Origin of the sequence: Streptomyces sp. NPDC059248 (genome assembly GCF_042753905.1) — a bacterium.
In the GTDB taxonomy this organism is placed as follows: Bacteria; Actinomycetota; Actinomycetes; order Streptomycetales; family Streptomycetaceae; genus Streptomyces.
Genome location: NZ_JBHYZV010000083.1, coordinates 1 through 23036, shown reverse-complemented (window position 1 = coordinate 23036; position 23036 = coordinate 1). Strand labels below are relative to the sequence as shown.

Below are 23036 nucleotides of genomic sequence, written 5' to 3'. Positions count from 1 at the left end.
CACCGCACGCCCCACCCATGACCCCCGCCCCTTCGGAGGTACGCCCATGGCCACCCCGCTGACCGCCGCCCGGCTGCTCGCGGCCCTGCGCGCCGAGGGCGTCACGGTCGTCGAGCGCCCCGGCTGGCGCACCCACAACCGCGATCACACGGGACCCTGGGGCCCCGCGCACGGAGTGATGATCCATCACACCGCCGGCTCCGGAACGGCGTCCTCCGTCGCCCTGTGCTCCCGGGGCCGACCCGACCTCCCGGGCCCCCTCTGCCACGGCGTGATCGCCAAGGACGGCACCGTCCACCTGGTCGGCCACGGCCGCGCCAACCACGCGGGCGGCGGCGATCCGGACGTGCTGCGCGCCGTGGCGGACGAGCGCTACGGCACCCGGCCGCCGCCCACGAACGAGCACCAGGGCAGCCGGGGAGCCGTCGACGGCAACGCCCACTTCTACGGCTTCGAGTGCGTCAACCTCGGTGACGGCGAGGACCCCTGGCCCGCCGCCCAGGTCGACGCGATCGTCCGGGCCTCGGCCGCGCTCTGCCGGGCCCACGGCTGGAGCGCGAAGAGCGTGATCGGCCATCTGGAGTGGTCGAACCGGAAGGTCGACCCCCGCGGATTCACCCTGCCCGACCTGCGGGCCGGGATCGCCCGCAGACTCGCCGACCGGCCCGGCGAGCCCGCCCCGCCGCGGCCGGGCGGACCGGGTACACCGAAGCACCACCCGTTCCCCGGTACGGCCTGGTTCCGGGCCGGGCCCAGCTCCCCGGTGATCACCGCCATGGGCCGGCGGCTGATCGCCGAGGGCTGCTCGGAGTACGCCGTCGGCCCCGGGCCCCGCTGGAGCGACGCGGACCGGCGGTCGTACGCCCGCTGGCAACGGAAGCTCGGCTTCCGGGGCACGGACGCCGACGGCTGGCCCGGCCACGCCTCCTGGCAGGCGCTCAAGGTCCCCCACACCGGGTCATCCGAGTAACCATCTGAAGGAGGCAGTCATGTCCGAAGCCGCCCGGCGGACCGCCCGTACCGTTCTGCAGACCGCGGTGGGCATCGCCGTGGCCCTGCCCGCGATCGTCGACGCCTCGGGGATCCCGAGCACCCTGCCGTGGGTGGCCGCGGCTCTGGCCGTCTCGGGCGCGCTGGCCAGGACCATGGCGCTCGACGGCGTACAGCGACTGCTCCCGGCCTGGCTCGGCGGGTCGGACCGCGACGGCGAAGCCGGTACGCGCCCCGGCCCCGCGCCGGCCACCGAAGCGGAAACCGGTCCCGAATCCGTAGCCGACACCGACACCGACACCAACACCAACAATGTTCAGGGGGGTGCCGATGGCCGATTCTGATCCCCCGTCCTCGCACCCCTCCCTCGGAGTCGCCGTCGAGCTGGAGCGGCTCCGCGGCACCCTGGAGGCGGGCTTCGCCCGGGTCGACGGAGCCCTCGCGCTCCTGGTCCAGCGGAGCGACCAGACCGATAAGCAGCTCGCCGACATGGAGTCCCGGCTGGACTCCCTGGAGCGCGCCCGCTGGCCGCTCGCCAGTGTCGCCGCGCTCACCGCGAGCGCCGGGCTCGGCCTCGCGGTCTGGCAGCTGACGGGCCGCTGAACCTCCGGCCCCGTACCCCGGGAATGCCCGAAGGGCGGTCACCCCGATCGGGGTGACCGCCCTTCGACTCGCTTCAGACGCGGCGGCTCAGCCGCGTCGACTCACTGGTTGTACGGACCGTAGTCGTAGTCCTCCAGCGGCACGGCCTGGCCGGAGCCCGAGCCGAACGGCGAGTAGTCGATGTCGTCGTAGCCGACGGCCGAGTACATCGCGGCCTTGGCCTCCTCGGTCGGCTCGACCCGGATGTTGCGGTAGCGGGCGAGACCCGTACCGGCCGGGATGAGCTTACCGATGATGACGTTCTCCTTGAGACCGATCAGGGAGTCCGACTTGGCGTTGATCGCCGCGTCGGTCAGAACCCGGGTCGTCTCCTGGAAGGACGCCGCCGACAGCCACGACTCGGTGGCCAGCGACGCCTTGGTGATACCCATCAGCTGCGGACGGCCGGAGGCGGGGTGCCCGCCCTCGGTGACCACACGACGGTTCTCGGTCTCGAACTTCGAGCGCTCGACCAGCTCGCCCGGCAGCAGCTCCGCGTCGCCGGACTCGATGATCGTCACCCGGCGCAGCATCTGCCGGATGATGATCTCGATGTGCTTGTCGTGGATCGACACACCCTGCGAGTTGTAGACCTTCTGCACCTCGCCCACCAGGTGGACCTGGACGGCCCGCTGGCCGAGGATGCGCAGCACGTCGTGCGGGTTGGTCGCACCGAAGGTCAGCGGCTGGCCGACCTCGACGTGGTCGCCCTCGTGCACCAGGACCTTGGCACGCTTCGAGATCGGGAAGGCCGTCTCGTCGCTGCCGTCGTCCGGGGTGACGACGAGCTTCTTGGTCTTCTCGGTCTCCTCGATCCGGACACGGCCGGCCGCCTCCGAGATCGGGGCGACACCCTTGGGGGTACGCGCCTCGAAGAGCTCGACGACACGCGGCAGACCCTGGGTGATGTCGTCACCGGCCACACCACCGGTGTGGAAGGTACGCATCGTCAGCTGGGTACCGGGCTCACCGATGGACTGGGCGGCGATGATGCCGACCGCCTCACCGATGTCGACCAGCTTGCCGGTGGCGAGCGAGCGGCCGTAGCAGAACGCGCAGGTGCCGACCGCGGACTCACAGGTCAGGACCGAGCGGGTCTTGACCTCCTCCACACCGGCCGCGACCAGGGCGTCGATGAGCACGTCACCCAGGTCGACATTGGCGGGCGCGATGACCTTGCCGTCGACGACGACGTCCTCGGCGAGCATCCGGGCGTACACGGACGTCTCGACGTTCTCGGCCTTGCGCAGGACGCCGTCGGCGCCGCGCTCGGCGATCCCCAGCTTCAGACCGCGCTCGGTGCCGCAGTCCTCCTCGCGGATGATCACGTCCTGCGAGACGTCCACCAGACGACGGGTCAGGTAACCCGAGTCGGCGGTACGCAGGGCGGTGTCGGCGAGACCCTTACGGGCACCGTGCGTGGAGATGAAGTACTCCAGCACCGACAGGCCCTCACGGAACGACGCCTTGATGGGACGCGGGATCGTCTCGTTCTTGGCGTTGGACACCAGACCACGCATACCGGCGATCTGACGCATCTGCATCATGTTTCCACGAGCACCCGAGTCCACCATCATGAAGATGGGGTTGGTCTTCGGGAAGTTCGCGTTCATCGCCTCGGCGACCTCGTTGGTCGCGCGGGTCCAGTTGTCGATCAGCTCGTTCGTGCGCTCCTGCTTGGTGATCAGGCCGCGCTCGTACTGCTTCTGGATCTTCTCGTCCTTGGCCTCGTACGAGGCGACGATCTCCTTCTTCGCCTCCGGGACCACGATGTCCGTGACGGCGACGGTGACGCCGGAACGGGTGGCCCAGTAGAAGCCCGCGGCCTTCAGGTTGTCGAGCGTCGCCGCCACGATGACCTTGGGGTAGCGCTCGGCGAGGTCGTTGACGATCTCGGAGAGCTGCTTCTTGCCGACGGAGTAGTCGACGAAGGGGTAGTCCTCGGGCAGCAGCTCGTTGAAGAGCGCCCGGCCGAGGGTGGTGTTCAGCCGGAAGCTGTCACCCTGCTGCCAGGTGCCGCCGAGCCCGTCGCCGGCGCCGTTGCCGTCCTCGTCGACCGGCGGGGTCCAGCCGCGCGGCGGGATGGTGCCCACCGGGAAGCGGATGTCGACCTTGGCCTGGAGGGACAGCTCACGGGCGTCGAACGCCATGATCGCCTCGGCGGTGGAGCCGAAGGACCGGCCCTCGCCCTTGACCTCGCGCTCCTCTTCGTCCGTGGTGAGGAAGAAGAGGCCGAGCACCATGTCCTGGGTGGGCATGGTGACGGGACGGCCGTCGGCCGGCTTGAGGATGTTGTTCGAGGACAGCATCAGGATGCGGGCCTCGGCCTGGGCCTCCGCCGACAGCGGCAGGTGGACGGCCATCTGGTCACCGTCGAAGTCCGCGTTGAACGCGGTGCAGACGAGCGGGTGGATCTGGATGGCCTTGCCCTCGACCAGCTGCGGCTCGAACGCCTGGATGCCCAGACGGTGCAGGGTGGGGGCACGGTTCAGCAGGACCGGGTGCTCGGCGATGACCTCTTCGAGGACGTCGTACACGACGGTCCGGCCGCGCTCGACCATCCGCTTGGCCGACTTGATGTTCTGCGCGTGGTTCAGGTCGACCAGGCGCTTCATCACGAACGGCTTGAAGAGCTCCAGCGCCATGGCCTTCGGCAGACCGCACTGGTGCAGCTTGAGCTGCGGACCGACGACGATCACGGAACGCGCGGAGTAGTCCACACGCTTGCCGAGGAGGTTCTGACGGAAACGGCCCTGCTTGCCCTTCAGCATGTCGCTGAGGGACTTCAGCGGGCGGTTGCCCGGGCCGGTGACCGGACGGCCGCGGCGGCCGTTGTCGAACAGCGCGTCGACGGCCTCCTGGAGCATCCGCTTCTCGTTGTTCACGATGATCTCGGGGGCACCGAGGTCGAGCAGACGCTTCAGCCGGTTGTTCCGGTTGATGACGCGGCGGTACAGGTCGTTCAGGTCGGAGGTCGCGAAGCGGCCACCGTCCAGCTGCACCATCGGACGCAGGTCCGGCGGGATCACCGGGACGCAGTCCAGCACCATGCCCTTGGGGCTGTTGCTGGTCTGGAGGAACGCGGAGACGACCTTGAGGCGCTTGAGCGCACGGGTCTTCTTCTGGCCCTTGCCGGTCCTGATGATCTCGCGGAGGCGCTCGGCCTCCTCGTTCAGGTCGAAGGACTCCAGGCGCTTCTGCAGCGCGGCGGCGCCCATCGAACCGTCGAAGTAGGTACCGAAGCGGTCGCGCAGCTCGCGGTAGAGCAGCTCGTCGCCCTCCAGGTCCTGGACCTTGAGGTTCTTGAAGCGGTTCCACACCTCGTCGAGCCGGTCGATCTCGCGCTGGGCGCGGTCGCGCAGCTGCTTCATCTCACGCTCGGCGCCCTCGCGCACCTTGCGGCGCACGTCCGCCTTGGCGCCCTCGGCCTCCAGCTCGGCCAGGTCGGACTCGAGCTTCTTGGCCCGGGTCTCGACATCGGCGTCGCGGCGGTTCTCGATCTGCTGGCGCTCGACGGAGACATGGGCCTCCAGCGACGGCAGGTCGCGGGTACGGCGCTCGTCGTCGACGTACGTGATCATGTACGCGGCGAAGTAGATGACCTTCTCGAGGTCCTTCGGCGCGAGGTCGAGCAGGTAGCCCAGGCGCGAGGGGACGCCCTTGAAGTACCAGATGTGGGTGACGGGAGCGGCCAGCTCGATGTGGCCCATCCGCTCACGCCGCACCTTGGCGCGGGTCACCTCGACGCCGCAGCGCTCACAAATGATGCCCTTGAAGCGGACACGCTTGTACTTGCCGCAGTAGCACTCCCAGTCCCGGGTCGGACCGAAGATCTTCTCGCAGAAGAGTCCGTCCTTCTCGGGCTTGAGGGTGCGGTAGTTGATGGTCTCGGGCTTCTTCACCTCGCCGTGCGACCACTGACGGATGTCGTCAGCGGTGGCCAGGCCGATCCGAAGCTCGTCGAAGAAGTTGACGTCGAGCACTATGCGTCAATCCCTCTCAGGGTTGTGTCTCTCAGTGGTCTGTACGGAGTCCTGGGGGTGGCGGCCGGGGCTCGTGAGGGAGCCCCGGCCGGACCCGTCAGACCTCTTCGACGCTGCTCGGCTCGCGCCGGGACAGGTCGATGCCGAGCTCTTCCGCGGCACGGAAGACGTCCTCGTCGGTGTCGCGCATCTCGATGGACATACCGTCCGAGGACAGCACCTCCACGTTGAGACACAGGGACTGCATCTCCTTGATGAGCACCTTGAAGGACTCCGGGATGCCGGGCTCGGGAATGTTCTCGCCCTTGACGATGGCCTCGTAGACCTTCACACGGCCGGTGACGTCGTCGGACTTGATGGTCAGCAGCTCCTGGAGGGCGTATGCGGCGCCATAAGCCTCCAGCGCCCACACCTCCATCTCACCGAAGCGCTGGCCACCGAACTGGGCCTTACCACCCAGCGGCTGCTGGGTGATCATCGAGTACGGACCGGTCGACCGGGCGTGCAGCTTGTCGTCGACCAGGTGGTGGAGCTTGAGGATGTACATGTACCCGACCGAGATCGGGTCCGGGAACGGCTCGCCGGAGCGGCCGTCGAACATCCAGGCCTTACCGGACGGCAGGACCATGCGGTCACCGTCGCGGTTGGGGATCGTCGACTCGAAGAGACCGGCGATCTCGTCCTCGCGGGCGCCGTCGAAGACCGGGGTGGCGACATTGGTGCCCGGGCGGACGTCGTCCGCGCCGATGGCCTTCAGCCGCTCCATCCACTCCTCGTTGCCCTCGACCTTCCAGCCCTGGCTGGCGAGCCAGCCGAGGTGGATCTCGAGGACCTGTCCCGGGTTCATCCGGGACGGCACACCGAGCGGGTTGAGGATGATGTCGACCGGGGTGCCGTCCTCCAGGAACGGCATGTCCTCGATCGGCAGGATCTTGGAGATGACGCCCTTGTTGCCGTGGCGGCCGGCCAGCTTGTCACCGTCGGTGATCTTGCGCTTCTGGGCCACGTAGACCCGGACCAGCTGGTTGACGCCGGGCGGGAGCTCGTCGCCTTCCTCGCGGTCGAAGACGCGGACGCCGATGACCTTGCCGATCTCGCCGTGCGGGACCTTCAGGGACGTGTCACGGACCTCACGGGCCTTCTCGCCGAAGATCGCGCGGAGCAGGCGCTCCTCCGGGGTCAGCTCGGTCTCGCCCTTGGGCGTGACCTTGCCGACCAGGATGTCGCCGGCGACGACCTCGGCACCGATCCGGATGATGCCGCGCTCGTCGAGGTCGGCGAGGACCTCCTCGGAGACGTTCGGGATGTCCCGGGTGATCTCCTCGGGACCGAGCTTGGTGTCCCGGGCGTCGACCTCGTGCTCCTCGATGTGGATCGAGGACAGCACGTCGTCCTGGACGAGGCGCTGCGACAGGATGATCGCGTCCTCGTAGTTGTGGCCCTCCCACGGCATGAACGCGACGAGCAGGTTCTTGCCCAGCGCCATCTCGCCGTCCTCGGTGGCCGGTCCGTCGGCGAGCACCTGGCTCTCGACGACCCGGTCGCCCTCGGCGACGATGACCTTCTGGTTGACCGAGGTGCCCTGGTTGGAGCGGGAGAACTTGGCCACCCGGTAGGTGGTGTACGTACCGTCGTCGTTGCCGACGGTGATGTAGTCCGCGGAGACCTCCTGGACCACACCGTCCTTCTCGGCCTTGATGACGTCGCCGGCGTCGACGGCGCAGCGGTACTCCATACCGGTACCGACCAGCGGCGCCTCGGCCGTGATCAGCGGAACGGCCTGACGCATCATGTTCGCGCCCATGAGGGCACGGTTGGCGTCGTCGTGCTCCAGGAAGGGGATCATGGCGGTCGCGACCGACACCATCTGGCGCGGCGAGACGTCCATGTAGTCGACCTCGGCCGGCGGCACGTAGTCGACCTCGCCGCCGCGGCGGCGGACCAGCACGCGGGGCTCGGTGAACTGGAGGTCCTCCGAGATCGTGGCGTTGGCCTGCGCGATGACGAAGCGGTCCTCCTCGTCGGCGGTCAGGTAGTCCACCTCGTCGGTGACCCCGCCGTCGACGACCTTGCGGTACGGCGTCTCGATGAAGCCGAACGCGTTGATCCGGCCGTAGGAGGCGAGCGAACCGATCAGACCGATGTTCGGGCCTTCGGGGGTCTCGATCGGGCACATCCGTCCGTAGTGGGACGGGTGCACGTCACGGACCTCGAAGCCGGCCCGCTCACGGGAGAGACCACCCGGGCCGAGGGCGTTCAGACGACGCTTGTGCGTCAGCCCCGACAGCGGGTTGTTCTGGTCCATGAACTGGGACAGCTGGCTGGTGCCGAAGAACTCCTTGATGGAGGCGACGACCGGCCGGATGTTGATCAGGGTCTGCGGCGTGATCGCCTCGACGTCCTGAGTGGTCATGCGCTCGCGCACGACGCGCTCCATACGGGCGAGACCCGTACGGACCTGGTTCTGGATCAGCTCGCCGACGTTACGGATACGACGGTTGCCGAAGTGGTCGATGTCATCGGTCTCGACCATGATCGAACGGCCGGACTCGCCGATCGTCTCGACCTCACCGGCGTGCAGCTTCACCAGGTACTTGATGGTGGCGATGACATCGTCGGTGGTGAGCACGCCGGCGCTCAGCGGCTCGTCGGCGCCGAGCTTCTTGTTGACCTTGTAACGGCCGACCTTGGCCAGGTCGTAGCGCTTCGGGTTGAAGTAGAGGTTCTCCAACAGCGTCTGCGCGGCCTCGCGGGTGGGCGGCTCGCCCGGACGCAGCTTGCGGTAGATGTCGAGCAGCGCGTCGTCCTGGCCCTGGGTGTGGTCCTTCTCCAGGGTGGCGCGCATGGACTCGTACTCGCCGAACTCCTGCAGGATCTGCTCGGTGGTCCAGCCGAGCGCCTTCAGCAGGACGGTGACGGACTGCTTGCGCTTGCGGTCGATGCGGACACCGACCATGTCGCGCTTGTCGATCTCCATCTCCAGCCAGGCGCCCCGGGACGGGATGACCTTGGCGGTGAAGATGTCCTTGTCGGACGTCTTGTCGATGTTGGAGTCGAAGTAGACGCCCGGCGAGCGGACCAGCTGGGACACGACGACACGCTCGGTGCCGTTGATCACGAACGTGCCCTTGTTCGTCATCAGCGGGAAATCACCCATGAAGACCGTCTGCGACTTGATCTCGCCGGTCTCGTTGTTGGTGAACTCCGCCGTGACGAAGAGCGGCGCGGCGTAGGTGAAGTCGCGCTCCTTGCACTCGTCGATCGAGTTCTTCGGAGGCTCGAAGCGGTGGTCGCGGAAAGTCAGCGACATCGACCCGCTGAAGTCCTCGATCGGGGAGATCTCCTCGAAGATCTCCTCCAGACCGGACTTGGTGGGGACGTCCTGTCCGCTGTCCAGAGCCGCCTCGACACGAGCCTTCCACGCGGCATTGCCGAGCAGCCAGTCGAAGCTCTCGGTCTGGAGCGCGAGGAGGTTCGGGACCTCAAGGGGCTCTTTGATCTTTGCAAAGGAAATGCGCAGCGGGGCGGTGCTGGCGCCGTTGTTCGTATTCGCGGTCGAGGCGTTGCGCGAGGCGGCCAAGAGGGGGTCCTTCCGAGGGCTCGGACTCACTACGCGCGTACCGGTCCCAAGCCGGGCGAGGACTGAGAAACCCCTGGTCAGGGATGGCTCGGCCCAGTGTGCTCATGCGAGGGGATGCCCCTGGTGACGGGCAGGAGGCAGTTAACAGGCAGCGCAAAGGGTCAGTGTAGCCACTTGGCACACTGATGTCCAGTGCGGGCTTTTCGAGACCCTCGCTGCCCTCGTTGTTCTCAACTCCGCATCAACCCTCACGCCCGGGAGGCGCACATCGATACTGCCCGCTCGGCCACCGATCCATGCCTCGGATACGGATCGGTTGTGACGACGCGTCCTGAGAATTGCGCGCTGCGTGCCGTTCGTCAAGGCCCCCTGCCCCGGCCCGGCCGCCGGAACCGTCACCGACCAGGCACGAAGGACCACACACCGCCGCTTGGGAAATCTGCTTCCCGGCGGGCGAGACGCACGGAGATGATCACCATACTCGCCGCACGCCCCAGTGCAAGGCGGCACGGCCCGGCCCGTCACGGATACGCCAAAGGGCGACCACCCTATTGGGTGATCGCCCTGAGACGGTGTCCCGTTACAGTACGAGACGAGCCTCACAGTCCTCCCGCGGCGCCGGAGCGCCGGTCAGAAGCGATCTGCTGCGGCTTTGGGGGTCACTTGACCTCGACGCCCGCGCCCGCGGCCTTGAGGGACTCGGCGGCCTTCTCGGCGACGTCCTTGGCGACCTTCTCGAGGACAGCCTTCGGGGTGCCGTCGACGAGGTCCTTGGCCTCCTTCAGACCCAGGGAGGTCAGCTCACGCACGACCTTGATGACCTGGATCTTCTTCTCGCCGGCGCCCGTGAGGATGACGTCGAACTCGTCCTGCTCCTCGACCTCGGCGGCGGCGCCACCGGCGGCACCACCCGCGACGACGACCGGGGCGGCCGCGGCGGCGGTGACGTCGAAGCGCTCCTCGAAGGCCTTCACGAACTCGGAGAGCTCGATGAGGGTCATCTCGTCGAACTGCGCGAGCAGGTCGTCCTGGCTGAGCTTCGCCATGATGGCGTCCTTCCACTAATTCGGCTGGTGCCGGATGTACATAGAGGCGGGCGTACGTTCGGCCCGCTGAGACCCCCGCCTGCGGCGGTGGTCAATGCGCGAGCCGAGTTACTCGGCACCGCCCTGCTCGTCGCGCTTGGCGCGAAGCGCGTCCACCGTGCGGACGAGCTTCGACGGGAGCGCCTGGAAGAGGGAGGCAGCCTGCGACTGCTTGCCCTTCATGGCGCCCGCCAGCTTGGCGAGCAGAACCTCGCGGGACTCGAGGTCCGCGAGCTTCTTGATCTCATCGGCGGACAGCGCCTTGCCGTCGAGGACGCCGCCCTTGATGATCAGATTCGGGTTGTCCTTGGCGAAGTCACGAAGACCCTTCGCCGACTCCACCGGGTCACCGGTGACGAAGGCAACCGCCGTCGGACCGTTGAACAGGTCGTCGAGCGAAGTGATCCCGGCCTCATTGGCCGCGATCTTGGTCAGCGTGTTCTTCACCACGGCGTACTGGGCGTTCTCACCGAGGGAGCGGCGCAGCTGCTTGAGCTGCGCCACGGTGAGACCCCGGTACTCGGTCAGCACGGCGGCGTTCGAGCCGCGGAACTGGTCCGCCAGCTCGGCTACCGCGGCAGCCTTGTCGGGCCTAGCCATGGGCGTCGGCCTCCTTCCGGGTGATGAGGACCGCGCGGACCCGAAGGAGGAAACTGGACAAACGAAACGCCCCGGCGCAGGCGCACGGGGCGTGGCTCGACCGAATGGAATCCGGGAGCTGCTCCACAATCACCTGCGCGGGCCGTCCGCAGTTAGCGGATCCTTCGGCCGCCGCACCCTCTTACGAGCACGCGGCAACAACCAGCGGTCTTTGGCTTCTCGGGAAGCGTACGCGACGGGCACGAGCCGACGCAAATCGCCTCCCGCCCGGGGTCCGGACGAGAGGCGATCGGGTCGGTGCGCGCACCGGACGGAAGCCTTACGGGGTGGCCCCGGCCTCTTCCATGCTCGCGCCCAGGTCCTTCATCATCGCCGCGAAGTCGAGGGTGTCCTTCGCCGGCGGAGGCGTCACGGACGTCTTGGCGCCGTACTCGGAGTAGTTCGCGACCATCTTGATGACGCCCTCCTTGGTGGCGACGGAGATGTCCGTCTTCACCGGGAAGCCGTCCCCGTTCACCCAGACCTGGGTGTCGTAGGACGTGATGCCCGCCGTCTTCATGCTGTCGGTCAGTTCCTTGCGCTCGGCGTCGTTGAGCACGAGGGACTTGTTGGCCTTCAGCATCTCGGCGACCGAGATGGTGCCCTTGTAGTGCTGGGTGTCGACGCCGCCCACCTTCGCGGGACCGACGTGCTTGATGCTCTTGGACTCCAGCAGCACGGCGAGCTGCTCGGCCGGGCTCTGGTTCATCTCGTCCAGACCGCCGGTCATCTGCTTCTGGATCGCCGGGTCACCGGACTCCTCGGCCAGCGCGGCGAGGTCCATCTTCATCCAGCGCTTGCCGTCCATGTCCTTGGCCATCGCCGCGCCCATGTCCACGTACATGACGTTTTCCAGCATCATCATGCGCATCTGCTCGGGCATCCCGGCGCCCGCCTCGGCCGCGAGGGCGTCACCCTTGGCCGTGATGTCCATCATCATGGGGTCCCACCCCATGACGCCGGTCATCGTCATCTGGCCACCGGGGTCGTCGGCCGTCTTCGGCATCGTCATCGACATCGAGACCTTGGCGGACTTCGCCTCGTCGGTCTTCTTGTACGCGGCCTGGAGGGCCTTGGTGACCTCGGCGCCCGACTGGACCTTGGTCTGGGAGCCGTTGTCGGCGGACTTCTTCTTGTCGTCCTCGCCACCGCACGCCGAAGCTCCGGCGATCACGGCAACCGCCGTCAACGAAAGGCCCGCACGCCTCCATATGGACTTGTTCATGTCCCGCCCCTTGTATTTCTTTGCTGTGAACTCTTGAACGGTAACTCATACGGCTGACAACACGCTTCCGAAAACAACCGGTCCCCGCGCCTCCGGTGAGGCACGGGGACCGGTCGGTCAGCCCTGCGCGAACCCGCGACTGCCGTCGAATCAGACGGCGGCCGGGTCCTCCTCGACGAGGAGGTTGCGGGTGCGGTTGGAGTCCAGCGGGATGCCGGGACCCATCGTGGTGGTGAGGGTCGCCTTCTTGATGTAGCGGCCCTTCGCGGCGGACGGCTTCAGACGGAGGATCTCCTCCAGCGCCGCCGCGTAGTTCTCCACCAGCTTGGTCTCGTCGAAGGAGACCTTGCCGATGATGAAGTGCAGGTTCGAGTGCTTGTCGACACGGAACTCGATCTTGCCGCCCTTGATGTCGGTCACGGCCTTCGCGACATCGGGGGTGACGGTGCCGGTCTTCGGGTTCGGCATCAGACCACGCGGACCGAGCACCCGGCCGAGACGGCCGACCTTGCCCATGAGGTCCGGAGTGGCGACGACGGCGTCGAAGTCCAGACGACCCTTCGCCACCTCGTCGATCAGCTCGTCGGCGCCGATGATGTCGGCGCCCGCGGCACGCGCGGCCTCGGCACGGTCACCGGTCGCGAAGACCAGGACCCGGGCGGTCTTGCCGGTGCCGTGCGGAAGGTTCACGGTGCCACGGACCATCTGGTCGGCCTTGCGGGGGTCGACGCCCAGCCGCAGGGCCACCTCGACGGTGCCGTCGAACTTCGTGGACGTGGTGTCCTTGGCGAGACGGACGGCCTCGAGGGGGGCGTACAGACGCTCCCGGTCGATCTTGGCGTCCGCAGCGCGGAAAGTCTTGCTGCGCTTCACTTCTGCTCCTGTGGTGTTTCAGGTGTGGAGTCGTGGTCCGGGCCAGCGCGGCCCTGCCACTCAAAGGTCAACGGGTGCGGACGAAAGTCCGCGGCCCTCATCCCTCGACGGTGATACCCATGGAACGAGCGGTCCCCGCGATGATCTTCTCCGCGGCGTCCAGGTCGTTCGCGTTCAGGTCGGGCATCTTGGTCGTGGCGATGTCACGGACCTGGTCGCGGGTGAGCTTGGCGACCTTGGTCTTGTGCGGCTCGCCGGAGCCCTTGTCCACACCAGCGGCCTTGAGGATCAGCTTCGCGGCCGGCGGAGTCTTGGTGATGAAGGTGAAGGAACGGTCCTCGTAGACCGTGATCTCCACCGGCACGACCATGCCACGCTGCGACTCGGTCGCGGCGTTGTAGGCCTTGCAGAACTCCATGATGTTGACGCCGTGCTGACCCAGGGCGGGGCCGACCGGCGGGGCCGGGTTGGCCGCGCCGGCCTGGATCTGGAGCTTGATAAGCCCCGTGACCTTCTTCTTCTTGGGAGGCATTGCTCTCTCCGGGTCCTAGTGAGAGTTTTCGGCACTCCATCCGATGGATCCGGATGGAGGCATACCGCACAACGATAACGGGTATCGCCGCACGGTTAAAAACCGACAGGTCAGAACGGCCACGAGGGGCTGTTCTGACCTGGTCGGAAGCTCTGTGTCAGTTCTTCTGGATCTGGTCGAAGCTCAGCTCGACCGGGGTCTCGCGGCCGAAGATCTCGACGAGACCCTTGACCTTCTTCGAGTCCGCGTTGATCTCGTTGATCGTCGCCTGGAGGGTGGCGAACGGGCCGTCCGTGACGGTGACCGAGTCGCCGACCTCGAAGTCCAGCACCTGGACCTCGACCTTGCGGGCCGGCAGCGGCTCGCCCTTGGCCTCGGCGGCCTCGCGGGCGGCCTTCTCCTCGGCCTCCGGGGCGAGCATCTTCACGATCTCGTCCAGGGTCAGCGGGTACGGGTCGTAGGCGTTGCCCACGAAGCCGGTGACGCCCGGGGTGTTCCGGACGACGCCCCACGACTCGTTGGTGAGGTCCATCCGGACCAGGACATAGCCGGGAAGCTTGTTCTGGCGGACGTTCTTGCGCTCGCCGTTCTTGATCTGGACGATCTCTTCCTCGGGCACTTCGGCCTGGTAGATGAACTCCTCGACGTTGAGCGAGACGGCGCGCTGCTCCAGGTTGGCCTTGACCCGCTTCTCGTACCCGGCGTACGTGTGGATCACGTACCACTCGCCGGGGAGAAGGCGCAGCTCCTCGCGGAGCGCGGCGATCGGGTCGACGGCCTCCTCGGCCTCCACCTCGGCCGCGTCCTCGACATCGGCCTCGTCGGTGCCGGCGTCCTCGACCTCGGCGGTGTCGTCGGCTTCGTCGTCCTCGACGTGGAGCGCGGCCTCTTCGGCAGGCTCACCGGCGGCGGCGTCGGCAGCCTCCGCCTCGTCCGGGTCGACGGAGTCCACAGCCTCAACGATGTCCCGCTCGTCCTCGGCGGACTCCACGGACTCGAAGCTCGCGTCGTCCGGCTCGACGGCCTCGTTCAGGTTCGGGTCAGACACGGTGGCTGCTTCTTCCTGGATACAGATGGGTGGAACATGCGGAAAAGGACGCCGCACCGGTACGTACCCGGTGACGCCGCCCTTGTCGCGGGATCAGCCGAAGACGTACGCGACGACTTCCTGGAACCCATAGTCAATCACGGTCACCAGGCCGATCATGATGACGACGAAGATGATGACCACGGTCGTGTACGTCGACAGCTGGCTCTTCGTAGGCCAGACGACCTTACGGAGCTCGGCGACGATCTGCCGGTAGAAAAGCGCGAGACGACCGAAGGGGCCCTTCTTGCCGCGCTTACCGCCCTTGCGGGACTTCTCCTTCGGAGCCTCGTCCTCGGCATCAGGCGTGTCGATGGAGCCCACGGCGTCCGTCACTTTCTTTCACCTGATTCCCGGGTCGTGGCCGTGCCGCGCCCGGTGGAGCCGCACGGCGGTTCAATGAATCTGCGTACATGCGCACACATCCCGGCGAAGGAGTGTGTAGCAGGGCCGGAGGGACTTGAACCCCCAACCGCTGGTTTTGGAGACCAGTGCTCTACCAATTGAGCTACGACCCTTTGTGGCTTCCCCAACCTACAGCATCCCCGGGTGATCCGGTGAAACCCTCGGGCGAGGTCCAACGACGAGTGAGTGTACGTGTTCCGGGGGCCGACGTCGAACAGACAACGCGCCAGGGGTCCTTGATCACCCGAGCGTCACCCGTGCGTGGGAGCCCGCCCCCGGGGTCCGCCCCCGGGGTCCGGGCCTCGAAACACCTGTGCCGTGCCGGATCGGCGTCTGGGACGATGGACGGTATGAGCGCTGCATCCTCTCCCACCGAGCGCCGGGTCTCCGCGCGCATCGGCGCGATCTCCGAGTCCGCGACCCTCGCCGTCGACGCCAAGGCCAAGGCCCTCAAGGCCGCCGGGCGTCCGGTGATCGGTTTCGGCGCGGGTGAGCCCGACTTCCCCACGCCCGACTACATCGTCGAAGCGGCCGTCGAGGCCTGCCGGACCCCGAAGTACCACCGCTACACCCCGGCCGGCGGGCTCCCCGAGCTGAAGAAGGCGATCGCCGAGAAGACGCTGCGGGACTCCGGTTACGCGGTCGACCCGGCGCAGATCCTGGTGACCAACGGCGGGAAGCAGGCGATCTACGAGGCGTTCGCGGCGATCCTCGACCCGGGCGACGAGGTGATCGTCCCGGCGCCGTACTGGACCACGTACCCCGAGTCCATCCGGCTCGCGGGCGGTGTCCCGGTCGAGGTCGTGGCCGACGAGACCACCGGCTACCGGGTCTCCGTCGAGCAGCTGGAGGCCGCCAGGACCGAGCGGACCAAGGTCGTCCTCTTCGTCTCCCCGTCCAACCCCACCGGCGCGGTCTACAGCCGCGAGGACACCGAGGCGATCGGCCGCTGGGCCGAGGAGCACGGGCTGTGGGTGCTGACGGACGAGATCTACGAGCACCTGGTCTACGGCGACGCGTCCTTCACGTCCCTGCCCGCCGTGGTGCCCGGTCTGCGCGACCGGTGCATCGTCGTCAACGGTGTGGCGAAGACCTACGCCATGACGGGCTGGCGCGTCGGCTGGATCGTCGGCCCCAAGGACGTGGTCAAGGCCGCGACCAACCTCCAGTCGCACGCCACGTCGAACGTCTCCAACGTTGCCCAGGTCGCGGCGCTGGCCGCGGTCTCCGGCGATCTGGAGGCCGTCGCCGAGATGCGGACCGCGTTCGACCGCCGCCGCCGCACGATCGTCCGGATGCTCAACGAGATCGACGGCGTGGTCTGCCCGGAGCCCGAGGGCGCCTTCTACGTCTACCCGTCGGTGAAGGCCCTCATCGGCAAGGAGATCCGGGGGCAGCGCCCGGCGTCCTCCGTCGAGCTGGCGGCGCTGATCCTCGACGAGGTCGAGGTCGCGGTCGTCCCCGGTGAGGCGTTCGGCACCCCCGGCTATCTGCGGCTGTCGTACGCCCTGGGCGACGACGACCTGGTGGAGGGCGTGTCCCGGATCCAGAAGCTGCTGGCGGAGGCGCGGGACTGACCCGCCCGGCCGCCGGGACGGCCCCGGGCAGCGGAACTCTCCGCGGCCCGGGGCCGTTCTTTCGTTCGGGCAAGCGCCCGATCAGGGAAAACGGCTGCCGAGCGGCCGTTGTTGCGGCAGGATCCGAGAATGGAACGCGTACGTGACGTCAGCCGGCTCCCCAAAGCGCATCTGCATCTCCACTTCACGGGCTCGATGCGGCCCTCGACCATGCTCGAACTGGCCGACAAGTACGGCGTCCATCTCCCCGACGCGCTGACCAGCGGCGAGCCCCCGAAACTACGGGCCACCGACGAACGCGGCTGGTTCCGTTTCCAGCGGCTGTACGACATCGCCCGCTCCTGCCTGCGGTCGCCCGACGACATCCGGCGGCTGGTGCGCGAGGCGGCGGAGGAGGACGTCAAGGACGGGTCGGGCTGGCTGGAGATCCAGGTCGACCCCACCTCGTACGCGCCGATGCTCGGTGGTCTGATCCCGGCGCTGGAGATCATCCTGGACGCGGTGGACTCCGCGAGCCGGGAGACCGGACTCGGGATGCGCGTCCTGGTCGCCGCGAACCGGATGAAGCACCCGCTGGAGGCACGGACCCTGGCCCGGCTCGCCGTACGGTACGCGGACCGGGGCATCGTGGGCTTCGGGCTCTCCAACGACGAGCGCCGGGGCATGGCCCGCGACTTCGACCGGGCCTTCGCGATCGCCCGCGCGGGCGGGCTCCTGGCCGCCCCGCACGGCGGCGAGCTGTCCGGCGCGGCATCGGTCCGCGACTGCCTCGACGATCTGCGGGCCTCCCGGATCGGGCACGGGGTCCGCGCGGCGGAGGACCCCCGGCTGCTGCGGAGACTGGCCGAACGCGGCGTGACGTGCGAGGTCTGCCCCTCGTCGAATGTGGCGCTGGGCGTCTACGACAAACCGGAGGACGTACCCCTGCGCACGCTGTACGAGGCGGGGGTCTCCCTGGCCCTGGGCGCGGACGACCCCCTGCTGTTCGGCTCGCGGCTGGCGGCGCAGTACGAGCTGGCCCGGCGACACCACGGCTTCACGGACCCGGAGCTGGCGGACCTGGCCCGCCAGTCCATCCGCGCCTCGGCGGCCCCGGACCCCACCCGGACCCGCCTCCTCGCAGGCGTGGACGCCTGGCTCCAGGACACCCCCGAGTAACCCGCCCCCTCAAAGATCCCGGGCTGAGGGGTGCATGTCCGTGTGCGTGGGGAGGGCGGATGCGGGGTTGCCCCCGCAGCCGTCGGCGGGGTGCAGCGGTCAGCGTTTCCGGGGGCCCGGGTTCCGCCGATGGCGAGGAGGTAACCCCGCAGTCGACCGACCAACCCGCGCCGCACAGGCAACCCGCAGGGTCCTGGAGCAACGGCCGGCCGACAAGACATACCAAGGGCCCCGCACAACACCGGCAACATGGGCCACCGAATCCAGGGGCGCGAGGAACTGCGCGAGCAACCACCCACCGCCCCGCAGCCGAAAACGCGGCGGCGGCGGGCCCTAAACCTGGACGCCCACCGTGACCGGCTCGTTCACCAGGGTCACGCCGAAGGCGTCCCGTACTCCCGCCACCACTTCCCGCGCCAGCGCCAGCAGGTCCTCCGTCGTGGCCTCGCCCCGGTTCGTCAGGGCCAGTGTGTGCTTCGTGGAGATCCGCGCCGGTCCGTCGCCGTAGCCCTTGGTGAAGCCGGCCTTGTCGATCAGCCAGGCCGCCGAGGTCTTGGTGCGGCCCTCCCCCGCGGGGTACGCGGGCGGGACGGCGTCGGTGCCGAGGCGTTCCCGTACCCGGTCGAGGAAGGCCGCGTACGCCGCGTCGTCCAGGATCGGGTTGGTGAAGAAGGATCCCGCGGACCAGGTGTCGTGGTCGTCGGGGTCGAGGACCATGCCCTTGCCGCCGCGCTGCGCGAGGACCGTGCGGCGGACGGTGCCGAGGTCGGCGCGCTCGCCGACGCCGACACCGAGGGCCCGCGCGGTCTCCGCGTACCGGACCGGCGCCGAGAGCCCGCCCGCGTCCTCCAGCCGGAAGCGGACCCGCAGCACGACATAGCGGTCGGGGCGCTCCTTGAAGCGGCTGTGGCGGTACGAGAACGCGCACTCCTCGTTGGTGAGCGTGACGGTCTCCCCGGCGCGCCGGTCGTAGGCGACGACCTCGGTGATGGTGGTGGAGACCTCCTGCCCGTACGCGCCGACGTTCTGGATGGGCGTGGCGCCCGCCGAGCCGGGGATGCCCGCGAGGCCTTCGACGCCCGCGAGCCCGGCGGCGACGACCCGGGCGACGGCGTCGGTCCAGTTCTCGCCCGCGGCGAGTTCGAGGCGGTCGCCGTCGAGCCGGAAGCCGGTCGTGGCGATCCTCAGGGCGGTGCCGTCGAAGCCCTTGTCTCCGATGACCAGGTTGCTGCCGCCGCCGATGACCAGCAGGGGCGTGCCCGTGGTGTCCGCCTCGCGGACCGCGGCGACCACTTCGTCGTCGGTGGTGGCCGTCAGCAGCCGGTTGGCCGGGCCGCCGAGCCGGAAGGTGGTCAGGGGGGCGAGGGGGGCGTCATGGAGTTCCTGCACGCGGACAAGGGTACGGAACACCGCCGGCCCCGCCGCGCAGCACCGGCGCCGGAGACGCCCGTACGGTACGGAAACCGGGCCCGGCCTCCGTACCGTACGGGCTCCGCTCAGACGCCGGCCCGCTCCTGAACGACCCGCTCCCGGACCACCCGCTCCGCGACCGGCGCGGCAGGTGCGGCAGGTGCGGCGGGCCCCCGGCCACGCGGGATCAGCAGCGCCACCAGGGCCGCGACGCCGACCGCCGCCGCGCCGATCCAGAGCGCCGGGACGATCCCGTCGGTGAAGGCGCCGGGGCCGCCGTAGCCCCCGCCGGCGGCGAAGACCGCGCCGAGTACGGCGATCCCGAGGGCCCCGCCGACCTCCCGCAGCGCGTTGTTCGCGCCGGAGGCGATGCCCTGTTCGCCGGGGCGGACCCCGGACATCACCAGGCTCATCGCGGGGGCGAAGAAGAGCGCCATGCCGAAGCCGCTGACGATCAGGGCCGGAAGCTGCGCGGTGTACGTGACGCCGGGTTCGGCGACGAGGGCGTAGAGGGCGAGCCCGGCCGCCTGGAGGGCGAGTCCGGCGACGACGACGGGGCGCCCGCCGATCCGGTCGCTCAGCAGCCCGGCGACGGGGGCGACGACCAGCGGCATCGCGGTCCACGGCAGCATCCGCAGTCCGGCCTCGGTGGGCGAGTAGCCGACGGCGTTCTGGAGGAACTGGCTGAGCAGGAAGATCGAGCCGAACATGCCGAGGAACATCAGGGTGCTCGCCGCGTTGATCGCGGCGAAGCCTCGGTCGCGGAAGAGGCGCATGGGGAGGACGGGGCGAGCGGTGACGGCGCCGTGCCGGACGAACGCGGCGAGCAGCAGAACCCCGGCGGTGAGCGCGCCGATGACGGGGACGCTGGTCCAGCCGTGGGTATGCCCGCTGACCAGCCCGTAGACGATGCCGAAGAGGCCGCCGCCGGCGAGGAGCGTGCCCCGGACGTCGATCCGGGCGTTCGGGGCGTACGACTCGGTCAGGCGCAGCCGGGCGAGCGGGATGAGGAGCGCCCCGACGGGGACGTTCAGCCAGAAGATCCACTGCCAGGACAGCTGTTCGGTGAGGACGCCGCCGATGAGCGGGCCGCAGGCGACGGCGACGCCGTTGGCCGCGCCGAAGAGGCCGAGGGCGAAGCCGCGGCGGGCCGCGGGGACGGCGGCGGTGAGCAGGGTGAGGGTGAGCGGCATCATGATCGCGCCACCGGCGCCCTGGAGGGCCCGGGCGGCGATGAGGGCGCCGATACCGGGGGCGACCGCGGCGGCTGCCGAGGCGGCGGTGAAGACGCCGAGGCCGATGGTGAACAGCCTGCGCCGGCCGAAGCGGTCACCGAGGGCGGCGCCGAGCATCAGGAGGACGGCGAAGGTGAGGGTGTAGGCGCTCACGGTCCATTCGAGGTCGGCGAGGCCGCCGCCGAGGTCGGCCCGGATGGCGGGCAACGCGGTGGTGACCACGAGGTTGTCGAGTGCCGCCATGAATCCGGCGACGCTGGTGATCACCAGGGTCCAGCCCGCCGCCGGCCGGTTCCCGCTCGTCGTTCCCGTCATATCCCGCTCCCTCTTATTAGTTATCAGTCACTAACTTTGCTGGACATACGTCACCCCTGGCACGGCCACGGGAAAGGACCCCGGCTCGGGGCCTTGTCACTCGCCCCCGGAGCCCGGCGGCACCGCGAAGTACTCGCGCCAGACCCGGTGGTCCGCGGGGAACCCCAGCGACACCAGGGCGTTGATCAGCATTCCGTACCCCAGGAACCGCCCGGCTTCGGTGCCGCCCCCCAGGGCGCCGCTCACGAGTTCGGCGATATCGAGCCAGCCGCGCCGTACGGCGTCGCCGAACTCGGCGTCCCCCGACGCCTCGGCCGTCGACACGGCCACATAGATCTGCATCTGCAGCAGCAACAGCTCGCGGTCCCCGTCGATGAGCCGCCGGTACGCCTCGGCCATCACGACCTCGGGGTCGCCGTCGGGCGACTCCTCCAGGGCGTCCGCGAACACCCGCCCCATGTCGGCCATGCAGCGCCGGGCCACCGCGAGGAACAGCTCGCGCTTATTGGTGAAGAGCCGGAAGAGATAGGGCTGCGAGACCCCGACCCGGCGGGCGATCGTCTCCGTGGACGTGCCGTTGTACCCCCCGGTGGCGAACTCCGAGGCCGCCGCCCGGATGACGCTCTCGCGCCGCTCCTCCGCACTCATCCTGACCATGGGAAGTAAGTTAGTGACCAATTACTAAGCAGTCAACCCCAGAGCGACCCCGGAGCAATCCGAAGCGATCCGGATCGGCCCGGGAGCGATCCGAAGCAATCCGAAGGGGAACGCGTCGGGGGCGCCCCGCGAAGGGACGCCCCCGGCCATGCGTACGAAGGGTCAGACCAGCTGGACGACGGCGCGGGCCATGCCCAGCACCTTGACCCCGTCGCTGGTCGCCGTCAGATCCACCCGGACCCGGTTGTCGTCCAGCAGCGCCGCGACCTTGCCGACCACCTCGATCAGCGCGCCCTTTTCGTCGTCGGGCACCACGACCGGCTTGGTGAACTTGACCGAGTACTCCACGACCGCGCCCGGGTCACCGGCCCAGTCCGTGACCACCCGGACGGCCTCGGCCATGGTGAACATGCCGTGCGCGATCACATCGGGCAGTCCGACCTCACGGGCGAACCGCTCGTTCCAGTGGATCGGGTTGAAGTCGCCGGACGCGCCCGCGTACCGGACCAGGGCGGCCCGGTCCACCGGGAAGGACCCGGCCGGCAGCTCGGTCCCGACCTCGACGTCCGCGAAGGAGATCCCCGCCGCCATCACGCCTCCTCGGCGGCGCGCGCCACCAGCTTGGTCCAGGCGGTCACGACGTGCTCACCGGACTCGTCGCTCACCTCGCCCCGGATCTCCAGTACGTCATTGCCCGCCAGGGACTTGATGCTCTCGATCGTGGACACCACGGAGAGCCGGTCACCGGCGCGGACCGGGCGGGTGTGGGCGAAACGCTGTGCGCCGTGCACCACCCGGCTGTAGTCGAGCCCGAGCTGCGGGTCCTGGACCACGACCGCGGCGGCCCGGTAGGTGATCGTGAACGCGAAGGTCGGCGGAGCGATCACATCGGCGTGCCCCAGCGCCTTCGCGGCCTCCGGGTCCCGGTACGCGGGATGGGCGTCCCCGACGGCGTCCGCGAATTCGCGGATCTTTTCCCGGCCGACCTCATAGACCGGGGTGGGCGGATAACTCCGCCCCACGAAGGACTGGTCGAGCGCCATCGGATGGCTCTCCCTTCTGCTGCTGAGAATGATCTGCGTCGAATGATCCGGATGACCGGATGACCGGGTGGACGACCGGGGATCGTACGGTGATCAAACGACACGAGGCCGCCCCCCGGAAGGGGACGGCCTCGTGTACGAGCCTGATTCAGCGCGTTTCGCGGTGCGCGGTGTGCGAGTTGCAGCGCGGGCAGTGCTTCTTCATCTCCAGTCGGTCCGGGTTGTTACGCCGGTTCTTCTTGGTGATGTAGTTCCGCTCCTTGCACTCCACGCAGGCCAGCGTGATCTTCGGGCGGACGTCGGTGGCAGCCACGTGAGTGCTCCTTGGACGGGCGGATGGACGTTATTGACAACGCATGAAAGAGTAGCCGATCGAAGGACCGACCCCGCAATCGGCTACTTTCTGTAGCGGTGACCGGACTTGAACCGGTGACACAGCGATTATGAGCCGCTTGCTCTACCGACTGAGCTACACCGCTGCGATACCGGATTCCCCGCCCCGCGTGGGGCGGGGGTCTCCGACATCTGAGCCCCAATACGGAATCGAACCGTAGACCTTCTCCTTACCATGGAGACGCTCTACCGACTGAGCTATTGGGG

General features: G+C 68.7%; 19 protein-coding genes, 3 tRNA genes and 1 pseudogene. 5 read left to right on the top strand and 18 right to left on the bottom strand.

The window, feature by feature from the left end; all coding sequences use genetic code 11:
• Positions 1-46: 46 nt before the first annotated feature.
• From ACFXG1_RS27675 to ACFXG1_RS27665, 3 genes and pseudogenes are all read left to right on the top strand, one after another.
• Positions 47-970, top strand: a complete 924-nt coding sequence (locus tag ACFXG1_RS27675; protein ID WP_384711066.1) for a peptidoglycan-binding protein — start codon at positions 47-49, stop codon at positions 968-970.
• 19 nt (positions 971-989) lie between these two features.
• A pseudogene (locus ACFXG1_RS27670) lies at positions 990-1208 on the top strand (hypothetical protein); the annotation flags it as partial.
• Positions 1209-1320: 112 nt separating this feature from the next.
• Entirely contained in the window at positions 1321-1593 is a 273-nt protein-coding gene (locus ACFXG1_RS27665; protein WP_384711063.1) for a hypothetical protein, read from the top strand.
• 101 nt (positions 1594-1694) lie between these two features.
• On the opposite strand, the gene ACFXG1_RS27660 is transcribed toward ACFXG1_RS27665, so the two are convergent.
• The 10 genes from ACFXG1_RS27660 to ACFXG1_RS27615 form a co-directional block, all read right to left on the bottom strand.
• The gene (locus ACFXG1_RS27660) at positions 1695-5615 is read right to left on the bottom strand and encodes a DNA-directed RNA polymerase subunit beta' (RefSeq protein ID WP_384711060.1); all 3921 of its coding nucleotides are present in this window, start codon (positions 5613-5615) and stop codon (positions 1695-1697) included.
• Between the two features lie 97 nt (positions 5616-5712).
• Positions 5713-9195 (bottom strand): DNA-directed RNA polymerase subunit beta, encoded by a 3483-nt coding sequence (gene rpoB / locus ACFXG1_RS27655; RefSeq protein WP_384717571.1) that lies wholly within the window; start codon positions 9193-9195, stop codon positions 5713-5715.
• 659 nt (positions 9196-9854) lie between these two features.
• Positions 9855-10241 (bottom strand): 50S ribosomal protein L7/L12, encoded by a 387-nt coding sequence (rplL, locus tag ACFXG1_RS27650; protein WP_384717574.1) that lies wholly within the window; start codon positions 10239-10241, stop codon positions 9855-9857.
• A 108-nt stretch (positions 10242-10349) separates the two neighbouring features.
• Complete coding sequence (gene rplJ / locus ACFXG1_RS27645) at positions 10350-10880, bottom strand: 50S ribosomal protein L10 (RefSeq protein ID WP_384717578.1); 531 nt, start codon at positions 10878-10880, stop codon at positions 10350-10352.
• Positions 10881-11199: 319 nt separating this feature from the next.
• Positions 11200-12144 (bottom strand): hypothetical protein, encoded by a 945-nt coding sequence (locus ACFXG1_RS27640; RefSeq protein WP_384717581.1) that lies wholly within the window; start codon positions 12142-12144, stop codon positions 11200-11202.
• Positions 12145-12294: 150 nt separating this feature from the next.
• Positions 12295-13017: a 50S ribosomal protein L1 gene (gene rplA / locus ACFXG1_RS27635; protein ID WP_384716642.1), complete on the bottom strand. Its 723-nt coding sequence runs from the start codon at positions 13015-13017 to the stop codon at positions 12295-12297.
• Between the two features lie 97 nt (positions 13018-13114).
• Positions 13115-13549 carry a 50S ribosomal protein L11 gene (rplK, locus tag ACFXG1_RS27630; protein WP_123188882.1) on the bottom strand — a complete coding sequence of 145 codons (435 nt, stop codon included), beginning with the start codon at positions 13547-13549 and terminating at the stop codon, positions 13115-13117.
• Positions 13550-13706: 157 nt separating this feature from the next.
• Complete coding sequence (gene nusG, locus ACFXG1_RS27625; RefSeq protein WP_384716646.1) at positions 13707-14597, bottom strand: transcription termination/antitermination protein NusG; 891 nt, start codon at positions 14595-14597, stop codon at positions 13707-13709.
• Between the two features lie 93 nt (positions 14598-14690).
• Complete coding sequence (secE, locus tag ACFXG1_RS27620; protein WP_384716649.1) at positions 14691-14972, bottom strand: preprotein translocase subunit SecE; 282 nt, start codon at positions 14970-14972, stop codon at positions 14691-14693.
• A gap of 109 nt (positions 14973-15081) precedes the next feature.
• A tRNA-Trp gene (locus tag ACFXG1_RS27615) sits at positions 15082-15154 on the bottom strand.
• A 237-nt stretch (positions 15155-15391) separates the two neighbouring features.
• On the opposite strand from ACFXG1_RS27615, the gene ACFXG1_RS27610 reads away from it, so the two are divergent.
• Together ACFXG1_RS27610 and ACFXG1_RS27605 are read left to right on the top strand one after the other, a co-directional pair.
• Positions 15392-16618: a pyridoxal phosphate-dependent aminotransferase gene (locus ACFXG1_RS27610; protein ID WP_384716652.1), complete on the top strand. Its 1227-nt coding sequence runs from the start codon at positions 15392-15394 to the stop codon at positions 16616-16618.
• A 129-nt stretch (positions 16619-16747) separates the two neighbouring features.
• Positions 16748-17776, top strand: coding sequence for an adenosine deaminase (locus ACFXG1_RS27605; protein WP_384716655.1), 1029 nt, complete (start codon positions 16748-16750; stop codon positions 17774-17776).
• Positions 17777-18109: 333 nt separating this feature from the next.
• On the opposite strand, the gene ACFXG1_RS27600 is transcribed toward ACFXG1_RS27605, so the two are convergent.
• The 8 genes from ACFXG1_RS27600 to ACFXG1_RS27565 form a co-directional block, all read right to left on the bottom strand.
• Complete coding sequence (locus ACFXG1_RS27600; RefSeq protein ID WP_384716658.1) at positions 18110-19165, bottom strand: UDP-N-acetylmuramate dehydrogenase; 1056 nt, start codon at positions 19163-19165, stop codon at positions 18110-18112.
• A gap of 107 nt (positions 19166-19272) precedes the next feature.
• Positions 19273-20736, bottom strand: coding sequence for a DHA2 family efflux MFS transporter permease subunit (locus ACFXG1_RS27595; protein WP_384712515.1), 1464 nt, complete (start codon positions 20734-20736; stop codon positions 19273-19275).
• 96 nt (positions 20737-20832) lie between these two features.
• The gene (locus ACFXG1_RS27590) at positions 20833-21393 is read right to left on the bottom strand and encodes a TetR/AcrR family transcriptional regulator (RefSeq protein ID WP_384712512.1); all 561 of its coding nucleotides are present in this window, start codon (positions 21391-21393) and stop codon (positions 20833-20835) included.
• A gap of 162 nt (positions 21394-21555) precedes the next feature.
• Positions 21556-21984 carry a MaoC family dehydratase gene (locus ACFXG1_RS27585; RefSeq protein ID WP_384712509.1) on the bottom strand — a complete coding sequence of 143 codons (429 nt, stop codon included), beginning with the start codon at positions 21982-21984 and terminating at the stop codon, positions 21556-21558.
• Positions 21984-22436 (bottom strand): MaoC family dehydratase N-terminal domain-containing protein, encoded by a 453-nt coding sequence (locus ACFXG1_RS27580; protein ID WP_384712506.1) that lies wholly within the window; start codon positions 22434-22436, stop codon positions 21984-21986. The genes ACFXG1_RS27585 and ACFXG1_RS27580 overlap by 1 nt, the downstream gene beginning before the upstream one ends.
• Before the next feature lie 148 nt (positions 22437-22584).
• Positions 22585-22749, bottom strand: a complete 165-nt coding sequence (gene rpmG / locus ACFXG1_RS27575; RefSeq protein ID WP_003956487.1) for a 50S ribosomal protein L33 — start codon at positions 22747-22749, stop codon at positions 22585-22587.
• 93 nt (positions 22750-22842) lie between these two features.
• Positions 22843-22915 (bottom strand) — tRNA-Met (locus ACFXG1_RS27570).
• A 49-nt stretch (positions 22916-22964) separates the two neighbouring features.
• Positions 22965-23036, bottom strand: a tRNA-Thr gene (locus ACFXG1_RS27565).